15 protein-coding genes, 1 tRNA gene and 1 pseudogene are annotated in these 18,990 nt (G+C 72.2%); 12 read left to right on the top strand and 5 right to left on the bottom strand.

Going from position 1 to position 18,990, the window contains the following annotated elements:
- Nucleotides 1-87: 87 nt before the first annotated feature.
- Nucleotides 88-258 (bottom strand): hydrophobic protein, encoded by a 171-nt coding sequence (locus ACFC02_RS29280; RefSeq protein ID WP_360973311.1) that lies wholly within the window; start codon nucleotides 256-258, stop codon nucleotides 88-90.
- 138 nt (nucleotides 259-396) lie between these two features.
- Between ACFC02_RS29280 and ACFC02_RS29275 the strand changes: the two genes are divergently transcribed.
- Nucleotides 397-570 (top strand): CsbD family protein, encoded by a 174-nt coding sequence (locus ACFC02_RS29275; protein ID WP_376363552.1) that lies wholly within the window; start codon nucleotides 397-399, stop codon nucleotides 568-570.
- A gap of 264 nt (nucleotides 571-834) precedes the next feature.
- On the opposite strand, the gene ACFC02_RS29270 is transcribed toward ACFC02_RS29275, so the two are convergent.
- Together ACFC02_RS29270 and ACFC02_RS29265 are read right to left on the bottom strand one after the other, a co-directional pair.
- Complete coding sequence (locus tag ACFC02_RS29270) at nucleotides 835-1,752, bottom strand: DMT family transporter (protein WP_376363549.1); 918 nt, start codon at nucleotides 1,750-1,752, stop codon at nucleotides 835-837.
- A gap of 153 nt (nucleotides 1,753-1,905) precedes the next feature.
- Nucleotides 1,906-3,165: a benzoate/H(+) symporter BenE family transporter gene (locus tag ACFC02_RS29265; protein ID WP_376363546.1), complete on the bottom strand. Its 1,260-nt coding sequence runs from the start codon at nucleotides 3,163-3,165 to the stop codon at nucleotides 1,906-1,908.
- Nucleotides 3,166-3,337: 172 nt separating this feature from the next.
- Here ACFC02_RS29265 and ACFC02_RS29260 point away from each other — a divergent pair, with 172 nt between their 5' ends.
- From ACFC02_RS29260 to ACFC02_RS29210, 11 genes and pseudogenes are all read left to right on the top strand, one after another.
- Complete coding sequence (locus tag ACFC02_RS29260; protein WP_376363543.1) at nucleotides 3,338-3,883, top strand: helix-turn-helix domain-containing protein; 546 nt, start codon at nucleotides 3,338-3,340, stop codon at nucleotides 3,881-3,883.
- Nucleotides 3,884-4,115: 232 nt separating this feature from the next.
- A pseudogene (locus ACFC02_RS29255) lies at nucleotides 4,116-4,681 on the top strand (SDR family NAD(P)-dependent oxidoreductase).
- A 279-nt stretch (nucleotides 4,682-4,960) separates the two neighbouring features.
- Nucleotides 4,961-5,143 carry an SflA family class IV lanthipeptide gene (locus ACFC02_RS29250; RefSeq protein WP_376363540.1) on the top strand — a complete coding sequence of 61 codons (183 nt, stop codon included), beginning with the start codon at nucleotides 4,961-4,963 and terminating at the stop codon, nucleotides 5,141-5,143.
- 2 nt (nucleotides 5,144-5,145) lie between these two features.
- Nucleotides 5,146-7,695: a class IV lanthionine synthetase LanL gene (gene lanL, locus ACFC02_RS29245; RefSeq protein WP_376363538.1), complete on the top strand. Its 2,550-nt coding sequence runs from the start codon at nucleotides 5,146-5,148 to the stop codon at nucleotides 7,693-7,695.
- A 1,015-nt stretch (nucleotides 7,696-8,710) separates the two neighbouring features.
- Nucleotides 8,711-9,961 carry a YcaO-like family protein gene (locus ACFC02_RS29240; protein WP_376363535.1) on the top strand — a complete coding sequence of 417 codons (1,251 nt, stop codon included), beginning with the start codon at nucleotides 8,711-8,713 and terminating at the stop codon, nucleotides 9,959-9,961.
- The gene (locus ACFC02_RS29235; RefSeq protein WP_376363532.1) at nucleotides 9,940-10,596 is read left to right on the top strand and encodes a TOMM precursor leader peptide-binding protein; all 657 of its coding nucleotides are present in this window, start codon (nucleotides 9,940-9,942) and stop codon (nucleotides 10,594-10,596) included. Before ACFC02_RS29240 ends, ACFC02_RS29235 begins: the two co-directional genes overlap by 22 nt.
- Entirely contained in the window at nucleotides 10,593-12,359 is a 1,767-nt protein-coding gene (locus ACFC02_RS29230; protein ID WP_376363529.1) for a hypothetical protein, read from the top strand. The genes ACFC02_RS29235 and ACFC02_RS29230 overlap by 4 nt, the downstream gene beginning before the upstream one ends.
- Nucleotides 12,337-13,062 (top strand): nitroreductase family protein, encoded by a 726-nt coding sequence (locus ACFC02_RS29225; protein WP_376363526.1) that lies wholly within the window; start codon nucleotides 12,337-12,339, stop codon nucleotides 13,060-13,062. Before ACFC02_RS29230 ends, ACFC02_RS29225 begins: the two co-directional genes overlap by 23 nt.
- On the top strand, nucleotides 13,059-14,384 hold the full coding sequence (locus tag ACFC02_RS29220) for a YcaO-like family protein (RefSeq protein ID WP_376363523.1): 1,326 nt from the start codon (nucleotides 13,059-13,061) through the stop codon (nucleotides 14,382-14,384). The genes ACFC02_RS29225 and ACFC02_RS29220 overlap by 4 nt, the downstream gene beginning before the upstream one ends.
- 8 nt (nucleotides 14,385-14,392) lie before the next feature.
- Nucleotides 14,393-15,766: a TfuA-like protein gene (locus ACFC02_RS29215; RefSeq protein ID WP_376363520.1), complete on the top strand. Its 1,374-nt coding sequence runs from the start codon at nucleotides 14,393-14,395 to the stop codon at nucleotides 15,764-15,766.
- 4 nt (nucleotides 15,767-15,770) lie between these two features.
- A complete protein-coding gene (locus tag ACFC02_RS29210; RefSeq protein ID WP_376363516.1) occupies nucleotides 15,771-16,691 on the top strand; it encodes a JmjC domain-containing protein in 921 nt (306 codons plus the stop codon).
- A gap of 514 nt (nucleotides 16,692-17,205) precedes the next feature.
- On the opposite strand, the gene dacB is transcribed toward ACFC02_RS29210, so the two are convergent.
- On the bottom strand, nucleotides 17,206-18,576 hold the full coding sequence (gene dacB, locus ACFC02_RS29205; protein WP_376363512.1) for a D-alanyl-D-alanine carboxypeptidase/D-alanyl-D-alanine-endopeptidase: 1,371 nt from the start codon (nucleotides 18,574-18,576) through the stop codon (nucleotides 17,206-17,208).
- Nucleotides 18,577-18,891: 315 nt separating this feature from the next.
- A tRNA-Met gene (locus tag ACFC02_RS29200) sits at nucleotides 18,892-18,965 on the bottom strand.
- Nucleotides 18,966-18,990: the final 25 nt, after the last annotated feature.

Raw genomic sequence — 18,990 nt, 5'->3', positions numbered from 1 at the left:
CGGCCGGGCCCCACAGGGCAGGTGTGCGGTGTCAGGTCACCATCGGTGTCAGGTCACCATCGGTGTCAGGTCACCATCGGTGTCAGGTCACCATCGGTACCAACGGCCGCGGCTGCCGCCGGCGCTGGTGGAGCGCATGACGAAGCCGAGCAGCCACACCACCAAGACGATCAGGGCCACCCACCACAGGATCTTGAGGGCGAAGCCGGCGCCGAAAAGGATGAGCGCGAGAAGCAGGACAAGCAAAAGGGGAACCATAGTTATCGACCTCCTGACCCTCCGACTGCCCTGCATCATGGTGCTCATTCCTCGAATGTGCCTTTGTTTGCTGGGAGATAGTCGGGGCACGAGCCGGTCACCGCAACAGCGAACGGAAGCTCTGAGGAGGCCCATTTCATGAGTGCCGGCGAGAAGGCCAAGGCGACGACCGAGCAGGCCGAGGGCAAGGCCAAGGAGATGGTGGGCGGCGCCCTCGGCAACGACCGTATGGCCGCCGAAGGACAGGCCGAGAAGAGCACCGGCGCCGCCCGCGCGGCCAAGGAGAAGGCGAAGGACGCGTTCAAGCGCTGACGCCCCTCTCGCCCCTCGACCCTCAGGAAAATGAGGGGGCCTTCCTGGTGATGGAAGGCCCCCTCTGTGCTGTCGTCAGCGGCCGGGAGATCCTGGCCGCTGGAAGGCGCTGTCCCCGTCTTCTTTCCCTCCGGAAATCCTTGCGGGAACCCTTGGGTCCGGAAAAGGGGCAGGCAGATCCGTCCCGTACTTCGCGAACAGGGCGGCGGCGACGGTGAGAACCGCGGAACCGCCCCGTCAGGGGGTCAAGGCGCCGGTACGGCCTCACGTGTCGCCGTCCGGCCGGGCGGCGGTGCTCGCGGCGTCGTCCGCCTGACCGGCTTCCCCCTGTGCGCCTGACGTGCCGCTCAGCAGCGGGGAGCGGGCCAGCACCATCACGGCCGCCGCGGCCGCCGCGGCACACAGGACCGCCAGGAGGATGAACAGTTGGCCGCGGACCCTTTCATGGAAGATCAGCACGCCCCAGAGGATGCCGATGACCGGGTCGGTCATGGTCAGACCGGGCTGTGTGGCCAGCAGGCCGCCCGCGTTCATCGCCGACTGCAGGAGGAACATCGCGCCGGCGCCCACGGCGATCATCGCCCACAGCTGCCAGCCGGTGAACACGGCGGACAGGCCCTGGGAGTAGCGGGTCGTCACCCCTTTGATCAGCGCGGCGGTCAGTCCGAAGGCACACCCTGTGGTCACTCCGAGTACCGCGGCCCTACGGGTGCCCGACACCGCCCTCGCCCACAGGACGCCGGCCGCGATCAGTACGACGTTGGCTCCTGCGCCGATCAGCCATCCCACCCAGGACACCGACGACGAGCTGCCCTGACCGGGCCCCAGCGCCAGCACCAGTCCGGCCACGCCCGCGGCCATGACCGCCGAGGCCACCCATTCGCGGCGGCCCAGCCGGTTCCCGAGCAAGAAGCCGGACAGGATCAGCGCCACGGGCAGGTCCAGCGCGAGCAGCGGCTGGACCGCCGAGATCTGCCCGGAACCGAGGGCGACCGCCTGCAGCAGGAACCCCGCGATCAGCGACAGCACCCCGCCGAGCCAGACGGGCCGGTGCAGCAGGTGCCACACGAGGCTCAGGCTCATGTTCTCCTCGGTGGACTCCTCCCGGGCGGCTTTGCGCTGCAACGCCGACGCCAGAGCATTGGCCATGGCAGCCAGCACGGCCAGGAAGGGACTGAGCAAGGCGGCCTCCCAGGTCCATGAGGGACGCGCACCGTCCACCGGTCGACCGGTTTCGGCGACACCAGACCTCGTATGGGCAGATTAAGACATACCGGACGACCGGAAACGGCTTCTGCCCCGCCTTTCTGCAGACAGCGGCTCCCATCGGTCCCCTTACTGCGAGGAAGCCTCCGCCGCGTGGTTCTGGGCGGACGTCGGGGCCGCGGGTGCCGGGGCCGCGGACGTCGCTCTGCCGCGTCGTCCGACGGTCGCGATGACGGTGGTGAGGGCACCGGCGAGCAGTCCCCAGAAGGCGGAGCCGATGCCCAGGAGCGTGACACCGGACGCGGTGGCGAGGAACGTGACGACGGCGGCCTCCCGCGACGACTTGTCGGACAGGGCCGTGGTCAGGGAGCTTTCGATGGTGGCCAGCAGACCGACGCCCGCCGTGGCGAGCACCAGGGCGTTCGGCATGGCGGTGAGCAGGGACGCGACGGTGGCGCCGAACACACCGACGCAGAGGTAGAAGACCCCGGCCCACACGGCGGCGGTGTACCGCTTGGTCCGGTCCGGGTGCGCCTCCTCACCGGTGCAGATGGCGGCGGTGATGGCGGCGAGGTTCAACCCGAACGCGCCGAACGGGGCGAGCAGGACGTTGACCGCTCCGGTCCACGTCATCAGCGGCGACACGGGCACGTCGTAGCCCGAGCCGCGGAGCACGGCGACTCCGGGCAGGTTCTGCGAGGCCATCGTGACCACGAACAGCGGCACCCCGACGCTGATCAGGACCTTCCAGTCGAAGTCCGGTGCGACGAAGACCGGCGTGGCGAGCGAGACCCGCAGCTTGTCCAGGTGCCATCCCCCGGTGAGGACCGAGGCGAGGACGCCGCCGGCGAGGGCGAGCAGTACGGCGTACCGCGGAGCGATGCGGCGCGCGAGGACATACAGCACGAAGACGGGGAAGGCGATCGCGAAACTGTCGTGCATCGTGCTGAACAGACCGGTTCCGAAGCGCAGCAGTACTCCGGCGAGCAGGGCCGAGGCGAGCGGTACGGGGATGCGGTCCATGGCGCGGGCGAACCACCCGGTCAGGCCGGTGATGAGGACGAGAAGGGCCGAGCAGACGAACGCGCCGACGGCCCGTCCCATGGACACCCCGGTGAGGCTGGTCGCGAGCAGGGCCGCGCCGGGCGTGGACCACGCGGTGACGACGGGTGCGCGATGCCGCAGGGAGAGACTGACGCAGGTGAGGGCGAGCCCGACGCCGAGCGCGAGCATCCAGGAGCCGATCTCCCGGGGTCCCGCGCCCGCCGCCTTCGCCGCGGTGAACACGAGCGCGGCTGAACTGGTGACGCCGACGGTGACGGCGATCAGGCCGGCGGCCACGGCCGACGGTGGGGCGGCCGCGCGTACGCGGGCGGTGAAGGAGGACATACGGGGCAACTTCCGAGGCGGGACGGTGAGGTGCGGGGTGCCCGGCAGGGGGCGAATCCGAGGATTGCGGGTGTTCCGAGCGTTCCATAAACGGAACGTTCTGTTTGTGGAACACTAGGCAGGGGGCCGAGAACCGTCAACCAGGGCGACGAGAGCGGGAGCGCGACCGGCGATGGGGCTGAACGACGAGGTGGGGCGCAGGCTCCGGGAGCTGCGCACGGCCCGGGGCCTGACGCTCTCGGAGCTGGCACGGCGCTCCGGCGTGGGCAAGGGCACGCTCTCGGAGCTGGAGAGCGGCACCCGCAACCCCACGCTCGAGACCCTCTACGCGCTGACCACGGCACTCAACCGGCCGCTCAGCGCGGTACTCGGCGACGATCTGCCGCCGTACACCCGGCAGCACGAGGGCGCCGTCTTCGGCAGTGCGGTCACGGCGGTCCTGATCGAGCGGCACGAGAACGCCGAGGCGGTCACCGACGTCTTCCGGATCACCATCGCCGCGGGTGCCACGCAGGAGTCCGCCGCACACGTCGCGGGGACGACGGAGAGCCTGATGATCCTGAGCGGGACGGCGGTCGTGGGAACCCTGGACGCGCCGGGCAGCGTCGGGCCGGGCGAGTCGGTGTGCTGGCCGGCCGACACCGCGCACCTCTACAGCGCCCCGCACGGCGACGCGCACGGCATCCTCTTCGTACGCTACCCGGCGGCCGCGCTCTGACCTCCGGGGCGTCAGCCGGTGGACGGCGCGGTGCTCAGCCGCGGCGGTACGTGGAACCGCAGCGCCGCCCGCGGGTCGGCCGGTTCGGATGCGGGTGGTGCGGGTGGTGCCTCAGTGCTGGATCGGACCGCCGACCGGGACGGCGGCGACGTGGCCGGTCGCCGGGAGGGGCTGAGCCAGGGCGAGGCCGATCACCCCGGAGCTGAAGGAGACGGGCGCCCTGGCCGTACCGGTGGACCTGCTGACCCCCGACGCCCCCACCCAGCTGATCGAGCGCGCCACCACCGAGCTCGGCGGCCTCGACCTGCTCGTCAACAACGTCGGCCGCGGCGACAGCGGAGAAGGCCAGACCGGCGGCTTCCTCTCCTTCACCGACCAGCAGTGGCAGCAGTCCTACGACCTGAACTTCCTGGCCGCCGTGCGGACCAGCCGGGCGGCGCTGCCCAGCCTGCTGCGCCGCCGCGGAGCGCTGGTCAACATCTCCTCCAACGGCGCCCGGATGCCGCATGCCGGGCCGTCACCTACACCACCGCGAAGGCCGCGCTGACCGCCTTCGGCAAGGCACTGGCGGAGGAGTTCGGGCCGCAGGGCGTGCGTGTCAGCACCATCTCGCCGGGCGCGGTGCGTACCGCGATGTGGGAGAGCCCGGATGGCTACGGCGCGGTGCTGGCCCGCTCCACGGGGGTCACCCAGGAGCAGCTGCTCGCTCAGATCCCGGTGACACGGGGTCCAGGGCGCGGCCCGGCCCGCGGCCTCCCGGCCCGAGCAGGTCACTTCAGGCCGACCTCGCCCACCTGAATCGGCCGGAAGGCCCGCTTGGCTTCGTCCGTCCCGTAGAGCTCTGGTCCGGCTTCTGTGACGTGCCCACCCGCCTCGGTTCCGGCCGAGGTCGGCCTCGCGTCGGCCGGTCGCGCCGGTGCCCGGCCGGCGAAGATCCCGGGGCGAGGACGCACCTGACCCCTTGTCAGAGAGTTCGCCCCTCCTTACCTTTGTGCAGCGAGTCCTTGACCCGGCGGGCCCACCGGCCGGCGTCGGCAGTTGCCTGCTCCTCAGCGCACGACAAACCATGGAGGCGTCATGCCCGTAGCCGTGCCGGATCTTCTGGAAGCCGACGGATTCCGCGACGCGGGTCCGCTGGAGATCGACGACGAGGCGATCGTGTTCGAGGACGACGACCGCGGCGACCGCGAGCCCACGGCGTGTCTGGCCGACCCCTGGGTGACCGCCACCACGCGCTTCGCCTGTGACCTGAACTCGTAGCGGTGGCCGTTTCCATCGCCGGCCGCAGCGGCTGGTCCGACGACACGTGGTCGTACCTGAACGATCCGCGGATGCCGGCGATGGAACACGGCTGGAAACTGCACGTCTCGGCCCGCCCCGGCGACCTCGATGCCGTGACCCGGCTCGTCCTGCCCGTGCTGTCCCGGTACGTCTGCCACGCGAAGTTCGCCCTTGACCCGAAGACGCTGCGCCGCCTCAACTCAGGGGTGGTGAGCGCCGGAGTCGTCGGCAAGGCGATCACCGTCTACCCCCTGGCCGGCTCCGTCGTCGAGGTCGCCCGGGAACTCGCCGCCGTACTGCGTGACCGGGAGGGCCCGCGGGTCGTCAGCGACCGGCGGGTCGACCCGAGGGCCCCGGTCTACTACCGCTACGGCCCCTTCACGGGCGACTACCGGACCGGCCGCAGCGGGCGGATCGAATCCGTCATGACCGGGCCGGACGGCCGGATCTTCGACGGCCTGGCCGTCGGCCGCTACCGGTGCCCGCCCTGGGCCGAGGACCCCTTCGCGATCGGCGCCGGACACGGTGCCCAGCCGTCCGCGCCCGGCTTCGGCGGCGGACGCTACACGGTCACCGCCGGCATCGCACGCGCGCCCCGGGGCAACGTCTACCGGGCGACCGACCGCACTCTCGGGCGGCCGGTGGTGGTCAAACAGGCGAGGGCCTTCGTGGGCGAGGACGAATCCGGTACGGACGCCCGCCACCGGCTGCGCAACGAGCGCACGGTCCTCACCGCGCTCGACGGCATCCCGGGTGTCCCCCGCGCGCTGGACTACTTCGCCCACCAGTCGGACGAGTACCTGGTGATGAGCAGCTGCGGCGACCGGGACCTGCGCAGGGAGGTCCTGCGCAACGGCCCGTACCGGGACGACGGCACCCGGCCGGCGCGCACCCTGTCCGTCCTCGCCTCCCGGCTCCTGCGCGTCCTGGACGCGATCCACGCCCGGAACGTGGTCGTCCGCGACCTCAAGCCCGACAACGTCGTGCTCGACGACTGTGGCCCCGGCCACTGCCATGTGGTCGACTTCGGGATCAGCGAGCGGGACGGCGCCGGCCCCGGAGGGGCGACACCCGGATACAGCGAGCCGGTTCTGCGCGCGACCGGGCCGGCCGCCCCCGCCGACGACCTCTACGCCCTCGGCGCGACCCTGTTCTTCGCCGCCACCGGCATGGACCCGGTGATCGTCGATACCGATCACGGCGTCAACCGGGACCGGACTCTTGCCTGCCTGGCATGGGCACTGCCGGAGCGCGTCCACCGGGACATCCGGTCGTCGATCACCGGCCTCCTGAGCTTCGACCCGGCCGTACGGACCGCCGCCGCCGACCGCCTGCGCACCGGCACGGCCGGCACCGCACGCCGGCCCGCGCGCCCCCGGATCGACAGCGGCCTGCTGGCCGAGATCATCGAGCACACGACCGCGTACTGCGTGGGTGAAGTGCACGCGATCGTGGACCCGGTACGGGCCGCACAGCTGAACGTCCCCACCTCGATCGACGTCTACGGCGGCAGTTCGGGACTCGGACTGGAACTCCTCCACCATGCGCACCGGCCGCACGTGCGTGCGGCCGTCACCGCGTTGGCACGGTGGACGGCGGAACAGTCCAGGAACCTCCCACCAGGCTTCTACACGGGACGCACCGGCGTCGAACTCTTCCTCGCGGAAGCGGGGTTGGAGGCGGGGCCGGGCACGGACGCTGACGCGCGGCCCGAGGGCCCCGCCCTGCCGGACCGCGCACCGGACGGCGGACCGCCGGAGGCGGACCTGATCACGGGTGCCGCCGGAATCGGCCTCGGCCGGCTCCTGCTGGCCCGACACGCCCTCCGGTCCGGTGACCGGCACGCCGCGGACCGCCATCTCGCCGTCGCCGCCGACTGCGGCCGGATGCTGGCGTCGGGCACCGCCCGACTGACCCCGGCCGGTTGCGACACAGCCGGCAGCGCCGCACTCCGCGAGGGCATCGCGCACGGCGAGGCGGGCATCGTCTGCTTCCTGCTCGAACACGGTGACGCGACCGGCGACCCGGACGCGGTCAGCCGCTCCGAGAAGGCCGCCGCGCGCCTGGCCGCCGTGACACCGGGCATCATCGCGGCGGCCGCCGAGCCGGGGGCGACACGCCGTTACGGCTCGTGGTGCCGGGGCCTGGCCGGCATCGGGACCGTACTCGTCCGGGCCGCCGAACGCCTCGACGAGCCCCGGTACCTCGACCTCGCCCAGCGGGCCGCGCGCGCCGCCGCCGCACTGGCACCGCGGATGCCGCTGGTCACACAGTGCTGCGGACTGGCCGGAGTGGGCGACCTGATGGTGGACGTCGCTGAGGCGTCCGGGTCCGAGGAGTTCCGGGACGCGGCCGAGACCGTCGCCCTGCTCATCCTGAGCCGCAGCGGCGGTACCTGGTCCCGGCCCGTGTTCCCCGACACCTCTCTCGCCGGGTCGAGTGCCACCTGGGCCGGCGGCTCCGCGGGCGTGCTGGCCTTCTTCAGACGACTGCGCGACCGGGGCGGCCCGCGGCTCGGCCACCTCGCCTGACAACTGCCACCCAGAAGTGTGCGCTGTGTGGTGGTAAGGGCGCGAAAAACAGTCGAAATAATCCCGCGGCCCCGGCGAATGGCGCCGACATGCGTTTTCCTGCCGCGCCCGTACACGGCGTCATTTCTCCGCACAACGCCTGATGTAAAACCAGAGGCAAAACACGAGGCGTCAAAAAAGGAACGCGGAACAAAGGCGCAATGCGACCCGCGTGTCGGGGCACGGCCATGGGAGCGCATTTCCGCCGCCAGGTCAGCACCGCGGCTCCGCCGCACCACGCGTCCGGGAAGGCAGTGCGCGGTGGCCTGCGGGGCAACGCGCCAGTAACCCCAGGGCAGAGCGGCGCGACCCGCGGACACGGCAACGCGGCGCGCGCGAGGACAACGGCTCTCACCACCGGTCGACAGGCGTCGGCCGATGGCTTGATCTGCTCCCTGGCGGGTTCGGCACGCTGCACGCCCTCCGCGCAGGCCAAGCCGGTAACAGGCAAGCATTCTCCAAGCCCGGGGAAGCCGCGAAAAGGCACCGGTGCGCGGCATCGACCACTCCTTTTGAGTCGGTTCACAAAAACGAACATCGCGAGCCTCATCACACGTGGCGCGGGAGTACTACGCTGCCGACGGTGGAGTTCGGTCCGCCGCACTTCGAAGGAAGGAGAAGACGTCATGAATTCTGTTGTGACGTTGGACTTGGACGTGATCGACGTAACGCCCAAGACCTGGGACGAGTTGTCCGCGGACATGGTCTCGGACAGCGTTTACGCCAGTGACTGCCAGTGCACCGGTGGGTGCGGCTGTTGCGGCGGCTGTTCCAGCTGCTGCATCTGACGATCTGCTTCAGCTGACGATCGTCCCGTAAACCGGCACGCCCCCCCGCGCACCGTGGTGGGAACCGGGAGGGGGCAGAGGCGGAGCCGTCTCTGCCCCCACCGCCCCGCGAAAGACGACTCCTGTACCGTCCCGCGACAGACAAGCGAGGTCCCGCCGTAAGTTCCGCACACAGCTTCGACGACCTGGTGTCGCCTTACGGCGTCGTCCACGCCACCGGCACGAACCGTACCGAGGGCTGGCTGGCCGACATGACCGTCTCCCTGGCCGACGGCGGCAGCGGGCTCCCTGGCCGGGGCGTCGGACGTTCCCCCAGTTCCGGCTGCGGCCGGGCGTTCGGCGACCCGGCGCACGCCCGCATGGTCGCCATCGCCGAAGCCGCCGAACGCTACTCGGCCTACGAGCCGCCCACCGCCGGACACCGATGGGCCACGGTCGCCGAACTCGACGGACCGGTCCTCGACGTCACGCGGCTGCCCCGCTGTTCGGCAGCCGAGCTGGCCCACCCCGCCTGCCCGATCAAGCCGTTCGACGCCGAGGCGCCGGTGCGCTGGGTGCAGGGCCTGGACCTGGTGTCGGGGCACCGGACATGGCTGCCGGCGGTGATGTCGACCTACCGCCTGCACGCCACGACACCGGCAGAACGGTTCTGGTACCAGTTGTCCACCGGCTTCGCCGTCCACACCGACCCGGTGGAGGCAGTGGTCCGCGCCGTCCTGGAGGTGATCGAGCGCGACGCGATCGCACTCACCTGGCTCCAGCGGCTGCCCTTGCCTCCGATCGCGGCCGAGGCGCACTCACCGATGGTGGAACGGCTGCTGGCCGCCGCGGAACGGCACTTCCTGCGCACCCTGCTGCTCGACGCGACCACCGACCTCGGGGTGCCGACCGTCTACTGTGTGCAGATCGCCGAGCACGACCCGCGGGTGCGGCACGTGGTGGGCTGCGCGGCCGACCGTACCCTGGCCGCCGCCGCGGAGAAGGCGCTGGCCGAGACGCTCGGCATACGAGACCTGGTCTACTCCGGCACGGGCGTACCGGAGTCGTTCGAGCAGTTCACCGACATCGCCGACGGCGCCCGCTACCTGGCCCTGCCGGAGCGGTCCGAAGCATTCGCCTTCCTGCACGAGGGGGTGGCCGCCGGGCCACGCCGTCCGCCCCCCGATCTGCCGACGGCGCCGCAGGACGCGCTGGACACCTTGCTGGAGCGGCTGTCGGCACTCGACATGCAGGTGCTGGCGGTCGACCGCAGCCATCTCGAACTGCGTTCGGTCGGCCTGAGCGCGGTCAACGCCGTGATCCCCGACCTGCAACCGATGTCACTGGTCCCGCTGGCCCAGTTCCGCGCCCACCCCCGGCTGTACCGGGCACCGGCCGCCATGGGATTCCCTGTCCGTCGCGAGGAGGAGCTCAATCCATGGCCGCAACCGTTCGCCTGACCGATGCCCTGCCGGTCCTCGGTCTCGGCCCCTTCGGCACCCGGGTGGCGCACCTGCTGTGCGACAGCATCGCCGGCGCGTACCTGATCGACCCCGACGACCTGGAGGACGCCTTCGGGAGCCGGCCGGCCGCGGTCGTCGTGGCCGCCCAGCACCCGGCACCGCAGGTGTGCCGCGACGCCGACCGCGCCGCCTGGCAGCACGGGGTGCCGTGGCTGCCGGCGGTCCAGGAGGACGCCGCGGTCCGGATCGGCCCGTGGGTGGTGCCCGGTGAGGGACCCTGCTTCGACTGCTACGTGGCACGGCGGCTCCAGCACGACGACCAGGCCGGGACCACCGCCGCCGTCTGGGCGGCCTACGCGGCGGACCCCGGGTGCGGGCCCACCGGCTTCCTGCCGCAGCACGCCCGGGCGGCGGCAGGAACGGCACATGGCCTGCTCGACCGGCCGCCCGTTCCCGGCACGGTGGTCGCCCTCCATACGCGCTCCGGAAATCTCGACTCCCAGCGGGTGCTGCGCTGCCACGGCTGCCCCCGCTGCGCCGGCGAGACAGTCCCCGGCCTCGACCGCACCGGAGACCTGGCCGCACTGCTCCGTCCCCGCAACGGCACGACACCGCACGGAGTCCCCGCATGAGCGCACCGCCGACCACCCGCGCCCACCGTCACATCGGCACCGCACGGCTGCGCCGTGGCCTCACCGTCGTCCCGACCGACCACGGACTGGTCGTCGAAGGGGTGGGCCGGCGGCACCTGTTCGGCGGCGCGGCGGCCAAGGACGTGCTGCCGCGCCTGTTCACCCTGCTGGACGGCAGCCGCGACCTCGCCGCCGTCGCCGCCGGACTCGGTGTGGACGCCGACCAGGTCACGGCGGTCCTGGACATGCTGGCCGACCGCGGGCTGCTCGAACCCGCCCCGGCAGGACCGGTGGCCGCAGAAGAGACGGTCGCCGACCATCTGTCCCGCACCGGACCGGTGGCGGCCGCAGCGGGCGGATCGGCGAACGCGCTGGCCCGGCTGGCCGTGAGCCGCGTCGTCCTGACCGGCCCGGCCGCGGTGACCGGACGTATCACCGACGACCTGCGGGCCTGCGGCGTGGGTGACATCACGGTCGTCCCCCACGGCGACCCGCTGCCGGCCGGCCCGGCCAGCCTGCTCGTCGTCTGTGCCGACGAGCCGGATCGACTCGGTGAGGCGTGCCGGACCGGTGCCGCCGGAGGCTTCGAGGTCCTGCGGTACAGCGTGCAGCGCACGGCTGACCGTATCGCGGCGATCGAGATCGGGCCACGGTTCCACCCCGGCCACACAGTGTGCCCGGACTGCTTCCGGATCAGCCACGAACGTGGCTTCCCGGAGGGTGGGATGCCGAAGGGCGGGCTGCCGGAGGAGGACAGGACGCCGGAAGCCGGGACATCTGCGGACGCGGTGCCGCAGGACGAGGCACCGCCGAGCACGGCCCCGCTGGACAACGCGTCGGTCGAAGGCCCCTCGGACGGGTTGCCGGGAGCGGAGGCGGACCTGCTCGCCGGTCTGGTCACCGCCCAGATCACCGCCGTACTGGCCGGTACCGGCATGCCGGTCCCCCGCCGGGACCTGTGGCGCCTGACGCTCCCGGACCACACCTCCCGGCGCTGGACGGTCGCCCCCGAGCCCGGCTGCCGTGCGTGCGGCCCCATCGCCGCCGGGGCGGCGCAGAACCTGGACACCGTCGAATGGCTGTTGCAGAGCCCGCCGGACGAGGTCTTCCAGGCCGACGGCGCGGCCCCGGCCGAGCCCGCCCCACTCGACGTCCTCGACCTCACGACCAGCCCGCGCCGCCGGCTGTCCGCCCCGGACAGCGCCGCCTGCACGCCCGGGCTGCTGGACGAGCATGCGGTCAGCCTGCTGCTGTCCCGCACGGCGGGCCCACGCGAGACCGCCGGCGGGACACAGGACGGCCCCGCGTCACGATGGTGTCCCAGCGGCGGCAACCGCGCCTCGGTCCAGCTGTTCCTGCTCACCGAGGAGGACTGGCCGAGGCTGCCCGGCACCGTCTTCAAGTACGACGCCGGCACGCTGGTCGCGGTCCGCGCCGACAGACCGTCCCTGTCCGAGCTACTGGCCGGTACCGGCCTGGCGGGACGACCGGTGCGGGCGGCGCTGGTCCTCACCGGCGCGGTGTACCGGCTGCGCGGCAAGTACGGCGACTTCGCCTTCCGCCTGACCCACCTCGACGCCGGGTGCGCCCTGGCCCAGTGCGCGCTGGTCGCCGCCGAGTTGGGCCTGGAAGCCGAACTGGTGACGGGCGATGTCGGTGGCCTCGCCGGGCAGCTGGACCTCAACCCCGGCGATCAGTTGGCGATGGGAATCATCGGACTCTACGGGGAGGACACCGGCGATGCCGCTTCTCGACCAGCGTGAGGTCATGGACGAGTTCGCCGCGCGACTCGCCGCGGCCCGTCCGCAGCCGCCGACCGGACCGAACGGACCCAACGGCGAGGTGGCACCGACCACCGGACCGACCGGCCGGGCCGTGCCGCCGGCCGGCTCGCTGTGGGAGGTGCTGTCGGCCAGGCGCTCGGTGCGGTCCTTCGCCGACCGCCCACTCGCCGCCACCGACCTCTCCGAGCTCCTCGCCACCGCTCTGACCACCGAACGCGACCGATGGCCCGGCCGGCAGCCGGACGGCCTGAAGGTGTTCATGCAGGTCTACCGTGTGACCGGGCTGGCCGCCGGGTGGTACGAGGCCGCTGCCGACGCGGGCCACACACCCGTGCTCGGCGCGCCGGACCTGCCCGATCCGGTGGCCCACTTCGACAACGCCCCCGTGGTGCTGTCGTTCGGCGGTGACGTGCGGGCCGCGGTGCAGCGGGCGGGTGTCACCGGCTACGCCGACCTCCTGATGCGGGCCGCGGCACTGGCCCACAACTGCTGGCTACTGGCGATCGGCCGCGGACTCGGCGGATGCCTGCGCGGGCGCGCGCAGTACTTCTCCACCGCCGCGTTCGCCGCCAACGACCCGGACGGCCGGCACCTGCTCAGCCTGACCCTGGGCCACCCCGCGCCGGAACCGCCCCCACACGCCCCGGAACCCTCCACCGGGCACCGGCCGGAAGCGCGATGAGCGGCACCGACGCCGCGACCGCGGGCGCGGCCACCACGACCGGCTCGGCGGCCGGGCCGGCCACCGCCGAGTCCGGCGGCCCCACGGCCGATCGGAGCCCCGCGACCGACGCCCCGGCAGCCGACGCGATCGCCGACGCCGACGGCACCACCGACGGTGGGGCCACCGCGCCGGGCGTCGACGGCGAGAGCGGAGCCAAGACGTACTTCACGGGTACGCACCGGGCATGCCCGCCCGCGCAGACCTGGGACCGGATCGTCCCGCTGCTCCCGGCCGCCGGCGTCACCCGGATCGCCGACGTGACCTGGCTGGACGACATCGGCATCCCGGTCTACCAGGCGATCAGCCCCGCCAACCGCTACCTGTCGGTGTACCAGGGCAAGGGTCTGGACCGCATCTCCGCGAAGGTGTCGGCTGCCATGGAGGCGATCGAACGCTGGCACGGCGCCCATCCGGACCCGCGGCCCGACCACACCGGCAGCGTGGGGGAGACGGAACCCGAGTTGGGCTACCGGCTCGACGAACTCATGCTCCGCTCACGGCACTGCCTCAATCCGGCCACCCGGCTCGCCTGGCGCGCCGCGCAGCGGCTCGCCGACAACGGCCGAACGCTGGTGCCGCTGGAGTACCTGAGCCTGGACCGCCGGGTCCGCCCGCGCTGGCGCCCGCCGTTGTTCACCGCCACCAGCAACGGCCTGGCCGGCGGAAACACACGCTACGAGGCGATCGTGCACGGCCTGTACGAGGTGATCGAACGCGACGCGGTGCACCGCAACACTCCGGCCGGGCCCGCGTTCGCCGTCGACCCCGCCACGGTCCCGGCACCGGCGGCCGGACTGATCGAACGGTACCGGGCTGCCGGTGTGCGGGTCGGGATCGGCGTACTGGACACACCGTTGCGCGTCCCCTGCTTCAGTGTGGCCATCGTCAGCGACGGGTTCCCGCTGCCGGTCTACGGCTACGGCTGTCACCTCGACGCGCAGGTCGCGTTGTGCCGGGCACTCACGGAAGCCGCCCAGGTCCGGGTGTCGGTGATCGCCGGAGCCCGCGACGACCTGGACGACCGCCTCTACGCCCGGTTGCGCAGGGCCATGGCGGGTGGGGCACCACCGGCGCCGTCCGACGACCGGCCGACGGTCGGTCTCGACACCGTCGAGTCGGTACGCGTGCCCGACCACCGGACGGAGGCCGCCCTGCTCGCCGACCGGATCGTCACCGTCACCGGCCGCAGCCCGCTGGTGGTCGACCACACCCGCGCCGAATTCGGCGTACCGGTCGTGCACGTGGTCTGTCCGGGGCTGACCATGCCCTCCGCTCTGTGAGGCCGCCCGTGACCACGCGCTACCTGTTCCTAGGACCCACGGCACCCGGCTTCGTCCCGCCGCCCGGGGCCGGCATCGTCCTGCGGCCGCCGGTCGCCGCCGGGGACCTGCTCGCCCTCCCCCTCGTCGCCGGCGACACCGTCGCCATCGTCGACGGCTACTTCCACCATGTCCGTGCGGTCCCGCACAAGGAGATCCTCGCCGTACTCGACCGCGGCGTCACCGTGCTCGGGGCGGCCAGCACGGGCGCCCTGCGCGCCGCCGAACTCGACACCTTCGGTATGCGCGGGGTCGGGCGGATCTACGCGGACTACCGTCGCGGTCGGCTCGAAGCCGACGACGAGGTGGCCCTGCTGCACGGGCCGCCCGAGAGCGGCTACCGCCCGATGTCAGAGCCCCTGGTCAACATCCGCGCCGGCCTGGCGGCGGCGGTGGCGGACGGGGTGTGCACGCGGGCAACCGCCGACCGGGTCGTCGAAGCCCTCCGGTCGATCCCCTACTCGGACCGCTCCTACCAGCGGTTTGCCGAACTGGCCGGCCCGAGCGGCCTCGCTCCCGGGGAACTGACCGCCCTCGGCCGCCACTGTGCGCGCAACCGCCGTGACGTGAAACGCGCCGACGCGCTCGCCCTGGTCGAACTGCTGCGGGCCGAGGGCCCCGGTGGCGGGCGCTCCGGGCATTCCGGCTGTTCCGGCGGCCCGGTGCCGCGCACCGTGTTCCTGGCCGAATGGGAGGACCGTTCCCGGCGGCCGCCCGGCGAGCGAGCGGACCACCCGGGCAGCCGGGCAGCGCTACGGGTCCTGCAACTGTTCTCACCCGACTTCCCGGCGATGCGCCGCGCCCGGATCCTGTCCTGGCTGGCACGCGAATGCGCCGAATCCTGCGGCAGCCGGCCGACCGGACCCGACGCGGCGGTCGCCCATGGCGTGCACCGCGGCGTGTACCCGGAACCGGACGCCGGAGGTCGCCACGAGGACGGCTTCGCCTTCCTGCGCCCATGGCTCACCGAGGAGGAGACCGCCGGCGGCGACCGGCTCGACCAGCTGCGCCTGTTCCTGTCCCGCAGCTTCGAGATCGACCCCGGGACCGGCGCGGACGCGATGCTGCTCGACGACCTGGAACCCACCGCCGAGTTCGCCCGGGCGGCGCGCACGGCAGCCGCCTGCCACCGCTTCACCGACGAACTGTCCCGGAGCAGGCCTGACTTCACAGTGGACCGGATCCTTCCCGGGCGGATCGCCGACCTGCTGCTGGCCCAGTGGGGCGGCACCCGCGCCGACGCCGAGATCCACGCACTGGACCGGGGGTTCGACTCCTTCGCGGCCGCGATCGAAGCGGCCCGGCCGTACTACCCGCTGATCAAGCTCGCACCGAGGACCTGACGCCATGGACGTGCTGCACCGCTTCACCGACGACACCGACACCTTCCACGCCACCCTCGGGCAAGGCGAACCTGCGGTGTTCCGCCCGGCGGACCCGCCGACCGAGTTGTTCCCGCTCGACGAACTGGACCACTGGCTCGACACCGGTCTGCTGCGGGTGCCGTACCTGCAACTGGTCACGGAGGAGGGAGAGGTCGAACTGCCCCGGTACTGCCCGCCCCGCGCGGTCCTGAACCGCATCGAACACGGCTACGCCGACGGAGCCGCGGTACGAGAACTGCGGACCGGTGCGACCCTGCTGCTGCGCTACGTGGACCAGTGGCACCCCGGCGTCCGCGGCTTCTGCGCATCCATGCGGGAGGGGCTCGGCCGCCAGGTGGAGGCGTTCTACTTCGTCACCCCGCCCGGCACCCAAGGCCGACCGGTGCACCGCGACGACGCCGACGTCCTCGTCGTCCAGATCAGCGGAACGAAGGACTGGCACCTGTACGGCGCCCCGGACACCGACCGTTGGGCACCCGGCGCCGCCGCCGTGACCGACGCGCCCGAATTCACCGCTCGCCTCGCCCCCGGCGAGATCCTCTACGTCCCGCGAGGCCACGCACACCGCGCCGTCGCCACCGGCGCCGACGCGTCCGCCCATCTGTCGTTCACCGTACGCGAGGCGGGCGGAAGCCACCTGCACGCCGCCCTGGCCGACCTGCTGTCCGGCCGGAGCGTGCCACTGCGCCCGATAGGCGAGGCCCAACCCCTCGACACGGCAGACCAGATACTCGCCGCCGCCCGCGCGGCCCTGTCCGGACTGACCGCCGAAACGCTGGTCGCCCGAGCCCGCAGCCGCATGCGCGCCGTCGCACCATCACCGAAGCCCGGACAGCGGGGCCCACTCGCCGACGCGACACGTGCAAGCCGCCTGCCTGACTGAGGGAGCTGGGCCGCTCGGCCTGCTGCACCGACGGAGGGGAGCGTCCTGCGGCTCTCGCCGGGGCCACTGACCACCCCGGCCACCGCCCACCGGCCGCGCTCGCGGACCAGCGCGGGCCCACCGGAGTCCATGTTCGACGCGGCGACGCTGCCGTCGGCACTGCCGACGCACAACTCGCCGTGGTGTCCAGCGACCCGACCCGGACCTTCCAGCCGAGTGGGACACCCGACTTCGCCCCGGTCGGGTTCCGGCCGGCGCAGTGGCCGGCGGTCAGAACCCACTGCGGCGCGAGGACCTCCACCCCGCAGCCGTGTCCGTCCGGGCGCGGCGGCGCGGGGCAGGACGGCTGGAACGAGCCCATGAACGAGTAGGCCCGGGGGCGTCGACGGGAACTCTCACCAAAACTCCTCACAGTCGGGTGTGTCGGGAAGCTTCCGGAGGAGTCAACTGCCGGGAAGAGCACCGGGGTTCGCGGGCGGGCACGCGAACCCCGGCGCCTCGGGACCGACGCTGATCAGGCCCAGCACCCGTTCACCGTCGCGGCGAGACCGTCCATGGCGTCCTTGATGGCCGCTGGGGCGGCCGTGGAGTTGTTCTCGATGAACGAGAAGATCCGCCACTCTCCGTCCTCGGTCCTCGTCACACCGCTGAGCGCGACGGCACCGGTGAGCGTGCCGGTCTTGGCGTGCACCTTGCCGACGGCGCACTTGGAGTGCGCGTCGTCGAAGCGCCCCCACTCCGGGCCGAGGCTGGAGCCGGCCTCGCCGGCGATCGGCAGACCGTCCAGAATGGAGCTGAGAGCAGGGGCTTCCGTGATCCTGTCGAGGAGCTGCGCGAGTGTCGCAGCCGGGATGCGGTCGGCGCGGGAGAGACCGCTGCCGTCGTGCAACTCGAAGTTGTCGAGGGACACCCCGTACGAGCTCAGCACCTGGCGGACGAGCTCCACGCCACCCTCGAAGGTGGCCGGCTTCCCCGTCGTCACGGCGGCCATCCGCAGCAGGGTCTCGGCGATGTTGTTGTCGCTGGTCTTGAGCATCTGCTTGACGATGTCCGACAGCGGCGCGGAGGTGTGCTGCGCCACCGGTACGTCGGAGCGGCTCGCCGTCGCGCGGCCGACTTCGCCGTCGACGGTGATGCCGGCCGCGGCGAGCTGCTTGGCGAAGACCTTGCCGGCGTCGACGGAGGTGTCCTCCACGGCGGCACCGTCGACGACGAGCGAACGGACCGGCGTCACCTCCGTCGGGTAGTAGCCCTGGTTCCAGCCGTTGGCGAGGCTGGGCTCGGCGAACAGGCTGTCGTCGACACGGACCTTGACGTCGGTCCTGCCTGCGGCCTTCAGCCCGGCGACCGCGGCCTTCGTCATCTCGGCGAGGCCGGCACTGGTCAGGGTGCGGTCGCCGCCGCCGACGAGGGTGAGGGTGCCGTTGCCGTAGACGACCTTGGTGGTGAACCTGTGGTTCGGGCCCATCAGCGTCAGAGCGGTGGTCGCCGTGGCGAGCTTGGCGTTGGAGGCCGGCATGAGCGCGGTGGAACCGTTGTGGTCCCACAGGGTGGCGTCGGAGTCGCCGTCGAGGACGACGCCGCTGACGTCGGAGCCGAGACGCTTGTCGGCGATGCGCTCGTTGAGGCTCTTGACGAGCTGCGCGTCGTCGGCGTCGAGGGTGCCGGCCCGGCCGGCGGTGACGCCCTGGGCCGCTCCGTCAGCGCCGGTGCTCCCGTCGGCGGCGAAGGCCGAGGTGCCGGCCAGCGTGGCGGAAGCCACGGGTACGGCCATCGCGAGGACGAGGGAGCGCGCGCCTATGCGGCCCACTCTCGCTTTGCGGTGCCGGCGGTTTCCGCCCGGGACGAAGGAGTTCGTGGGGGTTTCGTCTGGCGTACCAGTCATAAAACGAATCCAAGGATCGATTGCATGGTTCTGTGGGTGGTTCTGTGGGTCGAACGGCGCGCACGTTACCAGCCGTCATATGCGCTTCTCAGGTACGGGAACAAACGGTTGTGAGCAACTTGCGACGGCATGTGTCCGACACGAAACGAAGCTGATCATCTTGTGTGTGGAAATCGAAGGGGACCGCAGCCGGGCAGCGGCCGGTGAACCGACGGCGTCGATCGCCTTGAGCCGCAGCCCCGGCCGTGCGCCCGTGCGGCCCTCGCCCCTGGAAACGCGAATGGGGCCCGGCTGGTGCCGGGCCCCATTCCTTCGTAGCGGGGACAGGATTTGAACCTGCGACCTCTGGGTTATGAGCCCAGCGAGCTACCGAGCTGCTCCACCCCGCGTCGGTAGGACCACTCTACACAGTCC

The sequence above is a fragment of the Streptomyces sp. NPDC056160 genome, assembly GCF_042268205.1.
In the GTDB taxonomy this organism is placed as follows: Bacteria; Actinomycetota; Actinomycetes; order Streptomycetales; family Streptomycetaceae; genus Streptomyces.
The sequence above is the reverse complement of the archived record's forward strand: the minus strand, read 5'-3'. Positions and strand labels throughout refer to the sequence as shown.